Raw genomic sequence first — 13,252 nt, 5'->3', positions numbered from 1 at the left:
TCGCGCGCGGTCCGCCGTCCGGGTCAGGGAGTGTAGACGGTGGGGCGGGGTGCGGTGGGCATGCCGTCGCCGAGGAAGAAGCTGGGGTGCGGCGGCTGGTTGTAGGCGGTGTTCTGCCAGGCGATCGCGGTGCGGTACTGCGTGTCGTGCAGCAGGGTGGTGATCCGCAGGTCGGTCGGGTCGGGGGTGGCGTAGATCCGCAGCGCCCGGTTGTCGCTGGTGGGCCAGATGACCTCCTCGCGCCAGTCGCCGAACAGGTCGCCGGACAGGGTCGGGGTCGCCTTGGTGCCGTTGTTGGAGTGCACGCCCGAGGCGGTCAGCAGCCGGGCGTCGGAGCTGGTGCCGTACTTGTCGATGTGGGTGCCGTCCAGCAGTTCGCGTACCGGGTCGCCGTCCCACCAGGCCAGGAAGTTCGCCGAGCCGGGCTTGCGGCCGATGTTCTGGCCGCCCACGCTGTACAGGCCGCTGACGCCCGACGACCAGGACTCGGCGCCCGGGCTGCCCGCGTAGACGTCGTCGGAGACCCCGCGGCCGTTGTCGCAGCCGCAACTGGGGTTGGACCAGAGGATCTTGCCGGTCTTGGCGTCGGCGAACCAGGCGGCGAGCTTGGAGGTGTCCTCGTCGACCTTGAAGACCTCCTGGCCGGGGTGCGCGGGGTCGAGGTCGCCGACGTGCAGCGCGTCGCCGTGGCCCTGGCCGGTGTTCCACAGCCGGGCGCCGTTGTCGTCGACGGCCATGGCGCCGTACTCGATCTCGTCCTTGCCGTCGCCGTCGAGGTCGGCGGTGGCGAGCTGGTGGTCGCCCTGGCCGGCGTAGGCGCTGTTGCCCGAGTCGTTGCTGTCGAAGCGCCAGCGCTCGGTGAGCCGGCCGTTGCGCCAGTCCCAGGCGGCGATCACGGTCCGGGTGTAGTAGCCGCGGGCCATGATGATCGAGGGCCGCTGGCCGTCGAGGTAGGCGGTTCCGGCCAGGAAGCGGTCCACCCGGTTGCCGTAGGAGTCGCCCCAGGAGGAGACGGTGCCGCGCGGCGGGTCGTAGTCGACCGTCTGCATCGCGGCGCCGGTCTGCCCGTTGAAGACGCTCAGGTACTCCGGGCCCGACAGGACGTAGCCGGAGGAGTTGCGGTAGTCGGCGCTGGAGCTGCCGATCACCTTGCCGGTGCCGTCGGTCGTGCCGTCCGCGGTCTTCGTGACGACCTCGGCCTTGCCGTCGCCGTCGTAGTCGTAGACCTGGAACTGCGTGTAGTGCGCGCCCGAGCGGATGTTGCGGCCCAGGTCGATGCGCCACAGCCGGGTGCCGTCCAGGGTGATGCCGTCCAGGATGGTGTCTCCGGTGTAGCCGGACTGGGAGTTGTCCTTGGAGTTGGTGGGATACCACTTCAGTACGAGGTCGAGCCGGCCGTCGCCGTTGAGGTCGCCGATCGAGGCGTCGTTCGCCTCGTAGGTGTAGGCGACGCCGTCGGGGGTGGTGCCGCCGGCCGGGGGCGTGATCGGGACGTCGTGGTAGCCGTTCGCGAAGGACAGCGACGCGGGCGAGGCGGCCTGCTCGGTGCCGTTGACCACGGCCCGCACCGTGTAGGACGCGTCGGCCGCGGCGCCCGAGTCCAGGTAGTCCGTCGCGCCGGTCAGCGGCGAGGAGTTGACCTTGGTGCCGCCGCGGTAGACGTTGAAGGCGACGTTGTCCGGGTCGGTGCCCAGCCAGCGCCACGACACCAGGTTGCCGCTGCCGCTGCGCACCGAGATCACCCCGCGGTCGAGCTTCTCGACCTGGCGGCCCTGGCCGGCCTGCGGCGGGGTGGTGGTCGGCGGGGTGGTCGGCGGCGTGGTCACCGGGGTGGTGGGCGGCGTGGTGACGGGTGTGGTCGGCGGAGTGGTGGTCGTGGCGCCGGTGCAGGCCACGCCGTTGAGCGTGAAGGACGCCGGGACAGTGGCCGTACCGGAGCCGGACACGGCCCCGTTGAAGCCGAAGGAGGTCGAACCTCCGGTCGGTATCGCGCCGTTGTAGGTGAGGCTGGTCGCCGTGACCTGGCTGCTGTTGAGCGTGACGTCGGCGTTCCACGCCGACGTCACCGTCTGCCCGGACCCGAAGGTCCACTTCAGGCTCCAGGACGACACCGCGTCACCGAGGTTGGTGATCTCGACGTCGGCTCCGAAGCCGCCCTGCCAGGAGTTGGTGATGGTGTAGGCGACGCTGCAGCCGGCCGCGGCGGGTGCCGCGGCGGCAGGTGCGGCCTGCACCGCCCAGGTGGTGCCGGCCGCGATGAGCGCGCCGACCGCCGACGCCGCCCAGGCGCGGCGGCGCGCACGTTTCCGACGGGTGGTCATGGATCCTCCAGGTGTGGGGGGAAGAAGGAAACCGTGAAGGGAACGGAACGCTTGGAACGTTCCAAAGAGCGTTCCCAGGCATAATGGGAGCGCTCCCACACTCGCGTCAACGGTTCTCCCGAGAATTTTCGGGCGCCTCGGGTGGGGCCACCCTGCCGCGGGCGGCCCCACCTCGGGTGCGCCCGAGCGCCCTGCGCGCTCAGCCGAGTTGCTCGGCCAGTCCGACGACGATGCCCTCGGGGCCGCGGACGTAGCAGAGCCGGTAGACGTCCCCGTACCGCTCCACCTCGCCGACCAGCTCGGCGCCGTGGGTGCGCAGCCGGGCGACGGTGTCGTCGATGTCGTCGACGGCGAACATGACGCGGCGGATGCCCAGGGTGTTCACCGGCGCGTCCCTGGGCTCGGGACTGATCGCCTTCGGCGCGTGGAACCTCGCCAGCTCGACGCGGCCGGGGCCGCCGGGGACCCGGAGCATGGCGACGTCCTGCCGGACGCCGTCGAGCCCGATGACCCGCTCGACCCAGCGCCCCTCGACCGGCCCCTTGCCCTCCAGCTCCATGCCGAGTTCGACGAAGAAGGCAATGGCCGCGTCGAGGTCGTCGACAACGATGAGGACGTTGTCCAACCGCTGGATCGTCATACCGGGTCTCCCTTGCCGAGATGGCGCCATCGTGGGGGCATCCACCCCTGGGACGGCGCCGCCGTGCCGTTCTCGACATCCTCGGCCATGCCTTTCGGCCCCGCGGGGGCAGGCCCTGCGCCGGCAGGCGCTACGACGCCGCCTTCTCCTCCTCCCGCCGCCGGACGACGCGCGCCTCGGGCACCTCGACCGGGCGGTGGTAGATCCGGTTCAGCAGCGGGCCGGTCATCATCGTGGTGACGACCGCCATCACGACCATCAGCGAGTACAACGGGCCGTCCAGCAGGCCCAGTTGCCGGCCCACGCCGAGGATCACCAGTTCGGTCAGGCCGCGGGTGTTCATCAGCGCTGCAAGTGCGCAGGCCGGGCGGCCGGGAAGCCGCAGCAGCCGCGCGGCGACGTAGGTGCCGCCGAACTTCCCGGCCACCGCGACCAGCAGGATGACGCCCATCTCGCCGGCCTGGGTCGCGCCGAAGTGCCGCAGGTCCACGCCGAGTCCCGCCACCATGAAGTAGACCGGCAGCAGCAGCCCGGAGATCCGCCCGACGTGCTCGGTGATCTCGGTGTGGAAGGCCTGGACGGCGACGCCCTTGGGGGTGGCCAGTCCGAAGATGAAGGCGCCGAAGATGAAGTGCAGGCCCATCGCCTCGGTCGCCGCGGCCGACAGCAGGATGCCGACCAGCACCACGAGCACCGCGCTCGGGCTCTGCGGCCGGGCCGGGGTGCCGTCGCCGACCAGCCGGCGCAGCAGCGGGCGTACGACGAGGACGACGGCCAGCAGGTAGGGAGCGGCGAGGAAGAGCCGCCAGTGGTCGCCGCCGCCCGCGGCGGCGGCCTGGACCCCGGCGAGCCCGGTCCAGGCCAGCACGTCGACCACGGCGGCCGTCGCCAGCGCGATGCCGCCCAGCGCGGTGCGGGACAGGCCGCGGTCGGTGAGGATCCTGGCGAGTACCGGAAAGGCCGTCACCGACACCGACAGGCCGACGAAGACGATGAAGGCCCCGTGCCGGTCGGTCGGGTGGTTGCGCAGCAGGTAGAAGGCCATGGCGACGCCCAGCGAGAACGGCACGAGCATCGAGCCGAGCGCGGTGCCCGCGGTCAGCCGGCCCCGGCCGCGCAGGTGCCGGGTCTCGATCTCCAGGCCGACGGTGAACATGAACAGCGCCACCCCGACGTCGGCCAGGCCGGTCAGCACCGGACGCACACCCGCGGGAAAGAGCGTGTCGACCGCGCCGCCGAGAACCGTGGGACCGAGCAGGATCCCGCCGAGGATCTCACCGATCACCGCGGGCTGCCCGTAGCGTGCCGCCACCCGGCCCAGTAAGCGCGCCACGATCACGATGAGCGCGAGGTCGACGAACAGCAACTGCACTTGATGGCTCGACATGGCGTGCCCTCCCGTTGTCCGCACAACATCTGACGTCGCCGCACGCCGGCGGTCGTGGACCGGTCCCACCAGGCACCCCACTCGGCGTCCGCCGATTCTGCCGGGACCGGCTACAGAGCGCCTATACGCCCACTATGAGCGTCAGGCCTACGGCTCCACGCTTCCCTCCGCGGGCCGTCCCCGGGCGGCCGCCGGGCGCTCCGCGGTCGCCGCCCGTCCGGATATCCTCACAGGCATGGACGATCACTCGCCGATCCGGCGCGGCGACGCCGGGAGGCGCCGCCGATCGGACGCCGAGCGGAGCATCGCCGCGATCCTGGACGCCGCTCTGGAGTGCGTGCCCGCCGACCGGGAGTTCAACATGTCGGCGATCGCGCGGGCCGCGGGGGTCAGCCGGGTCACCCTCTACTCGCACTTCCCGACCCGCGAGGCGCTGGTGGACGCCGCGCTGCAGCGGGCCTTCGCGCAGACCGACCGGGCGCTGACGGAGCTGCCGCTCGACGAGGGGCCGCCGCGGGAGGTGCTCGCCCGGCTGCTCGGCTCGTCCTGGCAGGTGCTCGAACGGCACCGCAACCTCTACCTGGTGGCGTCGGCGAACCTGCCGCCTGACCGGCTGCGCGGATACGCGGAGCTGGTGCTCGACCGGATCGAGCGGCTGCTGGCCCGCGGCCGGGACGAGGGCGCCTTCCGCGACGACCTGCCGCTGGACTGGCTGGTCGCCACCGTCTACACGCTGATGCACCTGGCCGCGGAGCAGGTGGGCTCGGGGCGGACCGATGCCGATACCGCCGGCGAACTGGTCAGCACCACGATCCTGTCGCTGCTCACCGCCGGCGCCCCAGACACCATTGGTACGGACCGCAGCTGACGCATCGTCCGCTCCACGGGCGTTTTCCAGCCGGTGAGTTGACGAAATTCCCCCGGGCCTGGTCACTTACGGGCACATCGGTGATTGAGTAGACAACTACACCGACGTCGCGGGCTCCGAGGTCGGTGCAGTTCCCGGCCGAGGCCCTCGACGACGCACCGCGCGGGTCGCCGCGACCAGGGATGTACCGTGAAGACACCTCCCCCCGGACTTCGCAGACCAGGACGACCACGACCCCGCCGCGCACGCCGCCCGACGCCGGTCCGATACCATGAGCAAGACGCTTTAGTTGTACATAACAACTGCCCGACGGCAGCGTAGCAATCAGGGCCGCCTGGAAGCGGCCCACGGAGGTGGTAATGCCCGCCGGACCGCACGACGTGCTGGAATTGGCGATGGACGGCTTGTTCAGACGGCGTGGTGCGCTCGACCCGTCCCGGCTCGTACCGGGGCTCGGTGCGTCACTCTCCGAGTCGCTGGCACTGGGCTATCTGGCCGCCGGCCCCTGCGTTCAGCACGAGCTCGGCTCGTATCTCGGGCTGGAGAAGAGCACCGTCAGCCGGCTGGTGGCAGGCATGACCGAGAAGGGCTGGGTCGAGCGCGCCCGCTGCCCGGACAACCGCCGCTTCCAGAAGGTGGTGCTGACCGGCCCGGGGCAGCTCGCGTCCGATCAGATAGCCGAGGCGATGAAGCAGCGCCACGAACGCTGGCTCGCGGCACTCACCCAGGAGGAGCAGCAGGCGCTGGCCGTCGGCCTGCCCGCGCTGCTGCAGGCGATGACGGCGGACGCCGCGGCCGACGGGTGACCCGCCCGCCTGCCCGGTCCGCGCCCGCTGCCGGGCGCGTCGCCACCGCGCCCTGACACGCCCACGACACGCACGACCCGTGCCGTCCGCCGCGGGAACCCCCACGCCCGCGCGGCGACCACCCCCGGACCCGCCCGGTGCGGCGCGCACCCCGGCCGACACGCCCGGTGCCGCGCCTGCGCGCCCGGCCGCTCAGAGCCGCGGGCCACCGCAGGTGGCCGGCGCGGCATCGGGCGGGGGCTGCGCCGAGCCCAGGGGAACGCCCCGCAGGAGCTGGACCATCACCGTCACCACGCCGGCCATGACGCACTGGTCGCTCAGGTTGAAGATCCCCCCGTGCCCGACCTGGATGAAGTCCAGCACCGCGCCACGGCCGAAGCCCGGCGTGCGGAAGATGCGGTCCGCGAGGTTGCCGCCGGCTCCGGCGAAGATCAGGCCGAGGCCGAGCGCCCAGCCCCTGGTCCTGACCGTCGGCGCGGTGCGGGCGATGAAGGCGAGCACGCCGATCGCCAGCACCGTGAAGACCAGCGTCGCGCGCGGCGCGAACGAACCGGCCGCGCCCGAGTTGCGGTAGGCGGTGAAGGTGACGTGCCCGCCGAGCACGTGGCTCGGCGGGTGGCCCTCGACGACCACCGCCGCGACCGCCTTGGTCACCTGGTCGAGCGCGAGCCCCGCCGCCGCTGTGATCCACAGCACCCGCTGCGCCACTCCCCCGCCCCGAATCGGCACCGGCATCGGCAGCCCTCCTGCGTTCACATGACCGTACGGCGGCGTGACCGCCGTCCCTCGTCGAGCGTACGCCCGGCCCCCGGGGTCCCCCTCAGGGCGGCACGGCTCGGCCCCTTCGGGTCCCCTCAGGGCAGCACGTCCCGCGACATTGCCCCGAACGGCCCTGCTGCCGAGCGCGGCGGACGGGAAGGCTCGTGCGGACGACACCGTCCCCGCCTGGAGGTCCCGATGCCCGACGCGTCCACCACCCGCCCGCCCGAGGCCCTGCCCGAGGACGAACTGCGGGCGCTCGACGCCCACTGGCGGGCCTCGAACTACCTCGCGGTCGGGCAGATCTACCTGATGGGCAACCCCCTTCTGGCCGAGCCGCTGCGACCCGAGCACATCAAGCCGCGACTGCTGGGGCACTGGGGCACCTCGCCCGGGCTGAACCTGGTGCACACCCACCTCAACCGCGTGGTCAAGGCCCGCGACCTCGACGCGATCTGCGTCTGGGGCCCGGGCCACGGCGGCCCCGCAGTCCTGGCGAACTCCTGGATCGAGGGCAGCTACACCGAGACCTACCCCGAGGTCACCAGGGACGCGGCCGGGATGGCGAGGCTCTTCCGGCAGTTCTCCTTCCCCGGCGGCGTCCCCTCGCACGTCGCGCCGGAGACGCCCGGCTCGATCCACGAGGGCGGCGAGCTGGGCTACTCGCTCTCCCACGCCTACGGTGCCGCCTTCGACAACCCGGGCCTGGTCGTGGCCTGCGTGATCGGCGACGGCGAGGCGGAGACCGGCCCGCTGGCCGCCTCCTGGCACTCCAACAAGTTCCTCGACCCGGTGCACGACGGCGCCGTCCTGCCGATCCTGCACCTGAACGGGTACAAGATCGCCAACCCCGCGGTGCTGGCCCGCCTCCCCCGGCAGGAGCTGGACGAACTGCTGCGCGGCTACGGCCACGACCCGATCCACGTCACCGGCGACGAGGAGATGGCCGTCCACCAGGCGATGGCCGCGGCCATGGACACGGCGCTGGACCGTATCGCCGCCTTCCAGAGCGCCGCCCGGGAGCACGGCGCCACCGACCGGCCGCGCTGGCCGGTGATCGTGCTGCGCACCCCCAAGGGCTGGACCGGCCCCGCCGAGGTCGACGGGCTGCCGGTCGCGGGCACCTGGCGGTCGCACCAGGTGCCGCTCGCCGCGGTGCGCGACAACCCGGACCATCTGCGCCGGCTGGAGGAGTGGCTGCACTCCTACCGGCCCGCCGAGCTGTTCGACCACGACGGCCGCCCCCGCCCGCAGGTCCTGGAGTGCGTCCCGGCCGGCGCGCGCAGGCTGGGCGCCAACCCGCACACCAACGGCGGCCTGCTGCTGCGCGAGCTGCCGCTGCCGCCGCTCGAAGAGTTCGCGGTGCCCGTCGACACCCCGGGCGCCACCCTCCACGAGCCGACCAGGGTGCTGGGCGCGATGCTGGAGCGGGTCATGGCCGACAGCGCGGGCCGCCGCGACTTCCGGCTGGTCGGCCCGGACGAGACCGCGTCCAACCGGCTGCAGGACGTCTACGGCGCCACCGGCAAGGCCTGGCAGGCCGACGTGCTCGACGTGGACGAGGACCTGGACCGGCACGGGCGGGTCATGGAGATCCTGTCGGAGCACACCTGCCAGGGCTGGCTGGAGGGCTACCTGCTCACCGGCAGGCACGGCCTGTTCTCCTGCTACGAGGCCTTCGTCCACATCGTCGACTCCATGGTCAACCAGCACATCAAGTGGCTGCGCACCACGCGGGCGCTGCCCTGGCGCCGCCCCCTGGCGTCCCTCAACTACCTGCTGACCTCCCACGTGTGGCGGCAGGACCACAACGGCTTCTCCCACCAGGACCCCGGGTTCATCGACCACGTGCTGAACAAGGCGCCAGAAGTGGTCCGCGTCTACCTGCCGCCGGACACCAACACCCTGCTGTCGGTCGCCGACCACGTCCTGGCGTCGAGGGACTACGTGAACGTCGTCGTCGCGGGCAAGCAGCCCAGCTTCGACTGGCTGCCCATGGACGCCGCCCGCGCGCACTGCGCCCGCGGCGCGGGGCTGTGGGAGTGGGCCGGCACCGAGGACGTCCGGCGCGGCCCGGACGTCGTGCTGGCCTGCGCGGGCGACGTCCCCACCCTCGAAGTGCTGGCGGCGGCCCAGCTGCTGCGCCGCCACCTCCCGCAACTGGGCGTCCGGGTCGTCAACATCGTCGACCTGGCCCGCCTCATGCCGCACGAGGAGCACCCGCACGGCATGACCGACGCGGAGTTCGACGCGCTGTTCACCCCCGACAAGCCGGTGATCCTCGCGTACCACGGCTATCCCTGGCTCATCCACCGGCTGGCCTACCGCCGTACCGGCCACACCCAGTTCCATGTGCGCGGCTACAAGGAGATCGGCACCACGACGACGCCCTTCGACATGGTGCTGCGCAACGACCTGGACCGCTACCGCCTGGTCATGGACGTCATCGACCGCGTCCCCGGCCTGCCGGTCACCGCGGCCGCGGTACGCCAGCGGATGGAGGAGGTGCGGCTGCGCCACCACGACTGGATCCGCGAGCACGGCACCGACCTGCCGGAGGTGGCCGACTGGAGCTGGCAGGACTGAGCCGCGCCGGAGGGCCGGTCAGCCGGGAAGGCGGGCGCGCGGGCCGTCGCCCGCGATGTCGGCGAGCAGGGTGAGGGCGGCGGCCAGACCGCCGCCGTCACCGAGCGCGGCGAGCACCCTGGCGTGGTCCTCGGCCACCCGGTGGGCGGCGCGCTGGTGCAGGATGCGGCCGCGCGCGGCCAGATGGAGCAGCACCCGGCGCCGGTCACCGGGGTCGGCCCTGCGGTAGACGAGGTTGTCGGCGACCATCCGGTCGACCAGCTTGGTCAGGCTCGGCGCGGGCATCAGCGCGTAGTCGGCGATCTCCGTCATGGGGTGCCCGCCGCCGTCCGCCACCGCGCTGAGCACCCGCCACTGCTCGACCGAGCAGTCCTCCGCGGCGAGCAGCTCCGACAGCCGCGCCACCATGAGGCGTTCTGCGCGGCTCAGGACGAGCGCGAGGTCACGCCCGGGCTGCCGTGCCGGATCCGAGGGCATGTTTGCCGGTGTCCTTTCCCAGGTCTACTGTTCGGCCACATTAGAGGTCTCTGCGAGGGCGCCGGGACCGGGTCGACCTTCCTCGTACCCGTACGCGCCTCACGGAGGTGGCCGCATGCTCCCGGAACCGCAGCCGGCCCGCGGCCCGGTCACGGCCGGGACCGATCCGCCGCTCACGGTGGCGCTGGTCGTCCCGCTGCACGGCCCCGGCGGCATCCTCGGCCCGTCCTGCGAACTGGCCGCGCAGCTGGCGGCGGAGGAGCTGAACGCCGCCGGCGGGGTCGCGGGCCGGCAGGTCCGGCTGGTCCCGGTGGACGGGGCGGGGCCGCCGCACCAGGTGGCGGCGGAGGTCGAGGCGCTGGTGCGGCTCGGCGCGGTGGACGCGGTGGTCGGCTGGCACATCTCGGCGGTGCGCCGGGCGCTGGCTCCGCGGATCGCGCACCTGGTGCCGTACGTCTACACCGCGCAGTACGAGGGCGGCGAGCGCACCCCCGGGGTCTTCCTCACCGGGGAGACCGACCGGCGCCACCTGCTGCCGGCGATGCGGCTGCTGGCCGAAGCGACCGGCGTACGGCGCTGGTTCACCGTCGGCAACGACTACGTGTGGCCGCGGGTGACCGCGGCCGCCGCCCGCAGGCACGCGCGGGACTGCGGCGGGCGGACGGTGGGCGAGGCGCTGCTGCCGCTGGGCGGCGCCGACTTCGGTCCCGTGCTGCGGCAGATCGAGCGGACCGAGGCGGACGCGGTGCTGATGCTGCTGGTCGGCGCGGACGCGGTCGGCTTCAACCGGGCCTTCGCCGCCTGCGGGCTGCACGACCGATGCCAGCGGCTGAGCACCCACATGGACGAGAACATGCTGCTGGCCAGCGGCGCCGGCGGCACCACCGGGCTGTGGTCGGCGGCGGGCTACTTCGAGACGCTGGCCACCGCGGAGAGCCTGGACTTCAACCGGCGCTTCGCCCGCCGCTTCGGGGTGGACGCGCCGGTGGTGGGCAGCCTCGGCGAGTCGTGCTTCGAGGGGCTGCGGCTGCTCGGCGCGCTGGCCGAGCGGGCCGGTTCGACGGACGTACGCGCGATGCACGCGGTACGGGACTCGGTCGGCTACGAGGGCCCGCGCGGCGCGCTGCGGCTGCGCGGCAACCACCTCGACCAGCGGGTCTACCTGGCCAGGGCGGACACCTTCGACTTCGCGGTCGTCGCCCAACTCTGAACCCCCCTCCGGGCATTGACACTACCTTCCCCAGGAAATACTTTCTAGGGGAAGCATCTGCCGCTCGGCCGGCGCCGCCCGCGCCCTTCGCGCCGCATCCGCGCCCGGCCGCGCTCCGGCCGTACGCCTGCCGCCCGCCAGAATGCGCGCCGCCGAATTCCGCCGCGCGGATTCGGACAGCGGATCACCACTTTTCCCCGGGATACCCTTTCCTTTCGTTCTACGCGCGTCACGCATTTCCCGGCCGCGCGTCACGCATTTAAAGAACCCGACATCACCGAGAAACAAACCGGCGGGACTCTTCCAACGCCGCCCGGGACGCGTCCCGAGGCGGCGGACGCACACCGCGGACGGAAAAGGGAGTTCTCGTGACGGACACGGTCGACACACCGGCGCCTCCCGGCGGCGCCACCGGTACGACGACCCGCCGGTACAACGGCTGGACGAAGAACACCACGCTGGAGGACTACTCGCTGCGCTACGCGCCCAAGTCCTTCCGCCGCTGGACCCCCTACGTGGTGGCCACCACGGCGCTCGGCGGTATCGCCTACCTCGCCGACTTCGCGATCGGCGGCTCGATTGCGATCTCGCACGGATTCGGCAGCGCGCTGATCGCGATCCTGGCCGCCGCGGTCACCATCTTCCTCACCGGAATTCCGATCTCGTACTACTCGGCGAAATACTCCATCGACATGGACCTGCTGACCAGAGGCGCCGGATTCGGCTATCTCGGATCCACCCTCACGTCGATCATCTACGCCAGCTTCACCTTCATCTTCTTCGCCCTCGAAGGCTCCATCATGGCCCAGGCGCTGGACCTCGGCCTGCACATCCCGCTGGCGGTGGGCTACCTGATCTGCGCGCTGATCATCCTGCCGCTGGTCTTCTACGGGATGACCGCGCTGTCGACGATGCAGGTGTGGACCCAACCGGTTTGGCTGGTCCTGATGGTGGCGCCGTTCGTGTCGATCGCGATCCAGGACCCGCACGCCTTCTCGCGGTTCACGCACTTCGCCGGCAACTCGCCCACTGGTTCCTCGGTCAGCCTGCTCGGGATCGGCGCGGGCGCCGGTGTGGCGCTGTCGCTGATCGCGCAGATCGGCGAGCAGGTGGACTACCTGCGCTTCATGCCGGACAAGACCCCGGCCAACGCCCGCCGCTGGTGGACCGCGGTACTCGCGGCCGGCCCCGGCTGGGTGGTGCTGGGCGCGGCCAAGCAGATCGGCGGCGCCTTCCTGGCCTTCTACATCGCCGGGCACATCGGCCTGGCCAAGGCGAACGAGCCGATCCAGCAGTACGTCTCCGGCATCCACACCTTCGCGGCCCCGGTCGCGCTGGGCCTGGCGACCTTCTTCGTGATCCTCTCGCAGATCAAGATCAACACGACCAACGCCTACTCCGGTTCGCTGTCCTGGTCGAACTTCTTCTCCCGGCTGACGCACCGGCACCCCGGCCGGGTCGTCTACATCTTCCTCAACGTCGGCATCGCGCTGGCCCTGATGGAGGGCGGCGTCTTCGGCTTCCTCAACACGGTGCTCGGCTTCTACTCCAACGTGGCCATCGCCTGGATCGGCGCGGTCGTCGCCGACCTGGTGATCAACAAGCCGCTGAAGCTCAGCCCGTCCTACATCGAGTTCAAGCGGGCCCACCTGTACAACTTCAACCCGGTGGGCTTCGGTTCGATGCTGGTGGCCTCCGCCGTGTCGATCGCCGCGTACTTCCACGCCTTCGGCGCGTACGGCAAGGCGTTCTCGCCGTTCATCGCGCTGGTCGTGGCGATGGTGCTCTCACCGCTGCTCGCGCTGGCCACCAAGGGCCGCTACTACATCGCCCGCACCGACGACCAGGCCGAGCCGCTGTTCCAGGAGGACGGCCTGCTGTCGGCGGCGACCATGACCTGCTCGGTCTGCGCGGAGGACTTCGAGCGCCCGGACATGGCCGGCTGCCCCTTCCACGGCGGCGCGATCTGCTCGCTGTGCTGCTCCCTGGAGAAGGCCTGCCACGACGCCTGCAAGCCCGCCGCGCGCGGGGCCGGCGGGCCGGTCGACCTCGGGATGCCGACGACCGCGGCAGGGTGACGCCGCCGGCTGCGACAAGGAGTGCCGGTCCGCGGAGGATTGTCCGCGGACCGGCACTTCGTGCGTCCGAGGTCTTTACGCCGTCGCCATGGGTGGTCTAGAACAACAGTCATCCGATGT

The 13,252-nt window shown here is 72.0% G+C and carries 10 protein-coding genes; 5 read left to right on the top strand and 5 right to left on the bottom strand.

From position 1 onward, the window contains the following. Positions 1-23: 23 nt before the first annotated feature. From NFU81_RS03400 to NFU81_RS03390, 3 genes are all read right to left on the bottom strand, one after another. Positions 24-2,321, bottom strand: coding sequence for a rhamnogalacturonan lyase family protein (locus tag NFU81_RS03400; protein WP_251484801.1), 2,298 nt, complete (start codon positions 2,319-2,321; stop codon positions 24-26). A gap of 199 nt (positions 2,322-2,520) precedes the next feature. Further along, on the bottom strand, positions 2,521-2,961 hold the full coding sequence (locus tag NFU81_RS03395) for a VOC family protein (protein ID WP_251484800.1): 441 nt from the start codon (positions 2,959-2,961) through the stop codon (positions 2,521-2,523). A gap of 130 nt (positions 2,962-3,091) precedes the next feature. Further along, a complete protein-coding gene (locus NFU81_RS03390; RefSeq protein WP_251484798.1) occupies positions 3,092-4,348 on the bottom strand; it encodes a cation:proton antiporter domain-containing protein in 1,257 nt (418 codons plus the stop codon). A 235-nt stretch (positions 4,349-4,583) separates the two neighbouring features. Between NFU81_RS03390 and NFU81_RS03385 the strand changes: the two genes are divergently transcribed. Together NFU81_RS03385 and NFU81_RS03380 are read left to right on the top strand one after the other, a co-directional pair. After that, the gene (locus NFU81_RS03385; protein ID WP_251484796.1) at positions 4,584-5,216 is read left to right on the top strand and encodes a TetR/AcrR family transcriptional regulator; all 633 of its coding nucleotides are present in this window, start codon (positions 4,584-4,586) and stop codon (positions 5,214-5,216) included. 359 nt (positions 5,217-5,575) lie between these two features. Then, complete coding sequence (locus NFU81_RS03380) at positions 5,576-6,022, top strand: MarR family winged helix-turn-helix transcriptional regulator (protein ID WP_251484795.1); 447 nt, start codon at positions 5,576-5,578, stop codon at positions 6,020-6,022. Positions 6,023-6,214: 192 nt separating this feature from the next. Here NFU81_RS03380 and NFU81_RS03375 read toward each other — a convergent pair whose 3' ends face one another. Further along, positions 6,215-6,757 carry a signal peptidase II gene (locus tag NFU81_RS03375; RefSeq protein ID WP_251484794.1) on the bottom strand — a complete coding sequence of 181 codons (543 nt, stop codon included), beginning with the start codon at positions 6,755-6,757 and terminating at the stop codon, positions 6,215-6,217. A gap of 222 nt (positions 6,758-6,979) precedes the next feature. On the opposite strand from NFU81_RS03375, the gene NFU81_RS03370 reads away from it, so the two are divergent. Further along, positions 6,980-9,367, top strand: coding sequence for a phosphoketolase family protein (locus NFU81_RS03370; RefSeq protein WP_251484793.1), 2,388 nt, complete (start codon positions 6,980-6,982; stop codon positions 9,365-9,367). Between the two features lie 18 nt (positions 9,368-9,385). On the opposite strand, the gene NFU81_RS03365 is transcribed toward NFU81_RS03370, so the two are convergent. Further along, the gene (locus NFU81_RS03365; protein WP_251484792.1) at positions 9,386-9,844 is read right to left on the bottom strand and encodes a MarR family winged helix-turn-helix transcriptional regulator; all 459 of its coding nucleotides are present in this window, start codon (positions 9,842-9,844) and stop codon (positions 9,386-9,388) included. A gap of 115 nt (positions 9,845-9,959) precedes the next feature. On the opposite strand from NFU81_RS03365, the gene NFU81_RS03360 reads away from it, so the two are divergent. Together NFU81_RS03360 and NFU81_RS03355 are read left to right on the top strand one after the other, a co-directional pair. After that, positions 9,960-11,054: a substrate-binding domain-containing protein gene (locus NFU81_RS03360; RefSeq protein ID WP_251484791.1), complete on the top strand. Its 1,095-nt coding sequence runs from the start codon at positions 9,960-9,962 to the stop codon at positions 11,052-11,054. Between the two features lie 368 nt (positions 11,055-11,422). After that, positions 11,423-13,132: a purine-cytosine permease family protein gene (locus NFU81_RS03355; RefSeq protein ID WP_251484790.1), complete on the top strand. Its 1,710-nt coding sequence runs from the start codon at positions 11,423-11,425 to the stop codon at positions 13,130-13,132. Positions 13,133-13,252 lie beyond the last annotated feature (120 nt).

Origin of the sequence: Actinacidiphila cocklensis, from assembly GCF_907177275.1 — a bacterium.
GTDB classification, from domain to species: domain Bacteria; phylum Actinomycetota; class Actinomycetes; order Streptomycetales; family Streptomycetaceae; genus Actinacidiphila; species Actinacidiphila cocklensis.
This window is presented reverse-complemented; position numbering and strand designations above follow the sequence as displayed.